This is a genomic window from Nostoc sp. CHAB 5715 (genome assembly GCF_020829685.1).
GTDB lineage: Bacteria > Cyanobacteriota > Cyanobacteriia > Cyanobacteriales > Nostocaceae > Nostoc.
This window is the reverse complement of sequence record NZ_JAIVFR010000598.1, coordinates 1-4,788: the sequence shown is the minus strand read 5'-3', so window position 1 is coordinate 4,788 and position 4,788 is coordinate 1. Positions and strand designations below refer to the sequence as shown.

Annotated in this window: 5 protein-coding genes; 3 read left to right on the top strand and 2 right to left on the bottom strand. The window is 41.8% G+C overall.

What is annotated here, in order from left to right:
- Nucleotides 1-112: 112 nt before the first annotated feature.
- Nucleotides 113-454, bottom strand: coding sequence for a DUF1499 domain-containing protein (locus tag LC574_RS26975; protein WP_229456739.1), 342 nt, complete (start codon nt 452-454; stop codon nt 113-115).
- 188 nt (nt 455-642) lie between these two features.
- Here LC574_RS26975 and LC574_RS26970 point away from each other — a divergent pair, with 188 nt between their 5' ends.
- Nucleotides 643-1,791, top strand: coding sequence for an alanine--glyoxylate aminotransferase family protein (locus LC574_RS26970; RefSeq protein WP_229456737.1), 1,149 nt, complete (start codon nt 643-645; stop codon nt 1,789-1,791).
- A gap of 461 nt (nt 1,792-2,252) precedes the next feature.
- Here LC574_RS26970 and LC574_RS26965 read toward each other — a convergent pair whose 3' ends face one another.
- Nucleotides 2,253-2,513, bottom strand: a complete 261-nt coding sequence (locus tag LC574_RS26965; protein WP_229456735.1) for a chlororespiratory reduction protein 7 — start codon at nt 2,511-2,513, stop codon at nt 2,253-2,255.
- A 958-nt stretch (nt 2,514-3,471) separates the two neighbouring features.
- Here LC574_RS26965 and LC574_RS26960 point away from each other — a divergent pair.
- Nucleotides 3,472-3,672 carry a hypothetical protein gene (locus LC574_RS26960; RefSeq protein ID WP_229456733.1) on the top strand — a complete coding sequence of 67 codons (201 nt, stop codon included), beginning with the start codon at nt 3,472-3,474 and terminating at the stop codon, nt 3,670-3,672.
- On the top strand, nt 3,660-4,685 hold the full coding sequence (locus LC574_RS26955; RefSeq protein WP_229456731.1) for a PleD family two-component system response regulator: 1,026 nt from the start codon (nt 3,660-3,662) through the stop codon (nt 4,683-4,685). The genes LC574_RS26960 and LC574_RS26955 overlap by 13 nt, the downstream gene beginning before the upstream one ends.
- The last annotated feature ends 103 nt before the right edge of the window (nt 4,686-4,788 follow it).

The following is a 4,788-nucleotide window of genomic DNA, read 5'->3' as shown; positions in this document are numbered from 1 at the left end:
ATTAACCCGGTACATGCCTCGCCCCTCGTGGGCGAAAAATTAATCTTGGGGAGGTTAATACCCCGCTCATATTGGGCGGCTTGTTTAAAACTAATCGCAAGCTCGCTAACCGCTAATCGCTTTTATCTAAGCGTGAGGCTGAACGTACTTGGATAACATTAGCATTCCGGTCTAAATAGAATTCTACATCATCCACAAATCTCAGTAAAGCACTTTTAAATTCTGCATATAAATAATCTTGGCTTTCGGTAATTATTTTAGTTCTTGGTAAGGATTCAATAATCTGTTTAAGATTACTAATCGCTTCTTCTGGACTAGATGTAAAAGTCAGTGGTGCAATTTTGTGAACTGCATCTGCACTCTGACTAGAAACACAGTTAGGGGAATTAGGGCAGGGTGCTAATTTACCGTTGCTAATACCTAAATTATTTGGTCGTTTACCAGCAAAAATCATAATTATGTATCCGGGTAAGTGAATAAGTATACTCTCGCACATTTGTTTGAATCACTGTAATACTTTGCCGTAATCGCATCTTCTGGCAAATGACAGATTCACTAAAACATCGGTGATGCGTTCGCCTCTGGCGTTGGCGAAGCCATCGCTCTATGATCCGGTAAGTATCGTCTAGGCGAAAACAGATTATGACGCAAACAATTTCAATAAACGACTCTGGACGCTTGCAACTCACACCGCTAGAAATTCCATCCCGTCTGCTGTTGGGGCCTGGGCCCTCCAATGCCCATCCTACAGTTCTCCAGGCGATGAATACCTCACCAGTTGGGCATCTTGACCCAGCTTTTCTCGCACTCATGGATGAAATTCAGTCGTTGCTACGCTACGTATGGCAAACAGAAAATCCACTCACCATTGCAGTCAGTGGTACGGGAACAGCCGCAATGGAAGCAACCATCGCCAATGCTGTAGAACCCGGTGATGTGGTTTTGATTGGTGTAGCTGGTTACTTTGGTAATCGCCTTGTGGATATGGCTGGACGTTATGGCGCGGATGTGCGAACCATTACCAAACCTTGGGGACAAGTTTTCAACCTTGATGAACTCCAAACTGCCTTAAAAACTCATCGTCCAACTATTTTAGCCCTAGTTCATGCCGAAACCTCCACCGGCGCACGTCAACCATTGGAAGGTGTAGCTGATTTGTGTCGTGAATTTGGCACTTTGTTGTTAGTTGATTCAGTCACAAGTTTAGGTGGTGTCCCTTTGTTTTTGGATGCTTGGGGAGTTGACTTAGCTTATAGTTGTAGCCAAAAAGGGTTGGGTTGCCCGCCTGGTGCTTCGCCTTTTACAATGAGTCCGCGTGCCGTTGAGAAATTGCAACAGCGCCAAACAAAGGTTGCAAACTGGTATTTGGATATGTTGTTACTGGGTAAGTATTGGGGCGTTGAACGCACCTATCACCATACAGCACCGATTAATTTATATTATGCATTGCGGGAAGCACTGCGTTTGCTTGCAGAAGAGGGATTAGCAAACTCCTGGCAGCGTCATCAGAAAAACGTAGAATATCTTTGGGAAGGGTTGGAGAATTTAGGACTGAGTATGCACGTTGAACAAGAGTATAGACTGCCAACGCTTACCACTGTCTGCATTCCAACAGGAGTAGATGGGAAAGCGATCGCTCGCCAGTTACTCAATGAATATAATATTGAAATTGGCGGTGGTCTTGGCGAACTAGCGGGTCTTGTTTGGCGCGTCGGATTGATGGGCTTTAATAGTCGAAAGGAAAGTGTTGATAAACTTTTAGCAGCACTAGAGCAAGTTTTGCCTAAGTAGTTTTCGGGTGATAGTGGTGCGTTAACAGTAGCTTAACGCACCTGGGAGAAAGAGCGTAGGCGTAGCCCGCACAACTCTTGGAGACGCTGCGCGTAGCTTGCTTCCACGAAGTGGTACGGCATGGTTCGACTCCCTTCGGCTACGCTCAGGACAAGCTCAGGGCAAGCCGCTCACCAGCCGCTCAGTGACCACCGTAGGCATCGCGCTTACATTGTTTGAGAATTAAAGCAAAGCTGATACTTCACACTTATTTGCTCTTTTTATTTATCCCAAAGATTAAAAAAAGGGCGTTGCTGATTTCATGTATGAAAACGATTGTACATGATATCAAAATCCTTGTAGAGACGTTGCATTGCAACGTCTCTACATTTGGATTCATACCGCAATTCAGCAATGCCAAAAAAGAGTATGTTATGCTACTTCTTAATTAACTTTTTTCTTCTTAACCGCCAACCAAAAAGTTACTTTTCTAAACGAACTGCATACCACTGCAAATATTGCCCAGGAGCAATATCTAATTCGCAAGTGGTGTCAAGTAAATATTGTGCTTGAGCTTCCGCAGTATCAAACTTTTGCAAGTCAGGCGGCAAATCTTGAATTATGAGTTGTTGGAGAGTGGTTTTGAGCTTTTCTAATAACTCTGATTGTGTCAGAAATTGTTCTGGTTGATTTGTTTCTAGAACAACAAAATGATCTTGCTGATACATTAATGAGTCTGGCATTTTGAAGATTTAGTGAGTGGAAATAGGTTTTGATTTTTGGATGAAATAAAGATGGCAGTTTTATATGTTAATTCTGAATTAATTCTCACTTTCAGTTATTCAATAACTCTTAATTGAGCATTTCTAAATTTATAGAATATTAGCTAGGAAGTCGGTACATTTTAGAATAAATAACTATAGGACTAATATTTGATTTCTGAAAAAGCTCGGTACAACTCGAAAAACCTAATTCCTTATTCCCTACTCCGTACAGACGCGATTAATCGCGTCTCTACCCACTCCCCGCCTACGTAAATAATTTCAAAAATCAAATACGATTCCTATATAAGTTTTAATTTAGCTAAAATATTTAGGAATTAAATAATAATTTTTAATTATTCTATTAACCCAAAGTTAATCTCCAAGAAAGCTTTGTGCCAAGGTAATTTTTTATTCTATGTAATTATACTAAACATCAGTAACCCTTGTCGAATAGACTAAATAAATTTGAGTCAAGTGATATTAATAGGGTGTATCCCAGTTTTTATTTTTTAATGAGAAAATAATTGTCATTGCGAACGCGAGTGCGTCTGGTAGAGAGGAGGAACGACGAACGCAAGTGCGTGTCCAAGACTTGCAATCGCATGGACTGGCTCTGAGTTGGAGGATTTTGTGATTGCAACTCTAAGAGACGCACTCGCGTTCGCAACGCTTGCAATGACATGCAAAAAAGTGGGATGCTCCCATATTAATATATAGTCTTAACTATCTTCTGAGCGCACTTGTGATTTTATGGTTTGCGCTGTATGGTTAGGTTTCTAAACAAACTACAGAACTAAATAAGGTGTAGATTTGCAATTTTTCAAAAAATCGCAATTTGACTTTAACAATAGGGAAATATAAAAGTAACATTTCCTCCCCTAACCGTAGGTGAACAAAAAGGTAAGAATTGCCTTCGTGTTCCAATTATAGATTGTCTATGCAACTTAGTTATCTACCGCTTGCTTGGCTCAGTAACACAAGAGCCTCTATTGTGCAAAAACAGTTGATTGTGAAGCCAGACACACCTTTGCCGCAAATCCTGGCATTGATGAAAAGAGCGATCGCCCCCATGCGATTGAGTTGCACAGCCTTTTTCAGCATAGTTCTGCAAGTGGAAGGCAACTCATGTCAGGCATAACTCCATTTTCTGTTTCTAAGCAACCACCACTAATTCTAGTAGCTGATGATGACAAGACCATCCGAGTATTGTTGCGTAAAGCTATGGAACAAGAAGGTTATCGAGTGGTTGACGTTAATGATGGTAAGCAATGTTTAGATGCTTACGAGGCTATCAAACCGGATATAATTTTGCTAGATGCTGTAATGCCTGTGATGGATGGTTTTACCTGCTGTAAGCACTTGCTCCAGATTGCCAGGAATAATTTAATCTCAGCCCTTGCAACCTTTGATACTGAGTCGGTTCTTAATAATACTGTGATCTCCAAGATATGGGAGCGCACTCCCATATTGATGATCACATGCTTGGATGATGAAGAATCCGTAGACCGTGCTTTTGAAGCAGGGGCGACTGATTATGTCACTAAGCCAATTCACTGGCCTGTATTGCGCCAGCGATTGCGTCGCCTGCTACAGCAAGCGCAAGTATACAAACAGTTAGAGGCGGCATACCAAGCTTTGCAGCACCTCGCTAATGTAGATGGCTTAACTGAGTTGGCAAATCGTCGCCGTTTTGATGATTATCTCAATACTCAGTGGATTAATCTGGCACAAAAGGAGTGTCCCCTGTCAATGATTTTGTGTGATATCGACTATTTTAAATTTTATAACGATAAATATGGTCATCCGGCTGGGGATGTCTGTTTACAAAAGGTGGGTGCTTTATTAAGCCTCAAGGCGCAAAAACATCAGGATTTAGTAGCGCGTTATGGTGGCGAAGAATTTGCTGTTATTATGCCATACACCCCTGCATCTGGCGCAGTTCATGTTGCCGTAGCGATACAAGAGGGAATCAAAGATTTGCAAATTGTTCACGATGGGTCTGCGGTGAGTCAGCATGTCACACTAAGTATGGGCGTGGCTACTGTTGTGCCCACTTGGGAATCCTCACCTTCAGATTTGATTGTGCAGGCAGATAAAGCACTCTACCAAGCAAAAACTGGGGGGCGCGATCGCTTTGTCTCAAGTTCTTAATTGTCATTAGTCATTAGTCATTAGTCATTAGTCATTAGTCATTGGGCATTAGTCATTGGGCATTAGTCATTTGTCATTGGGCATTAGTCATTTGTCATTGGGC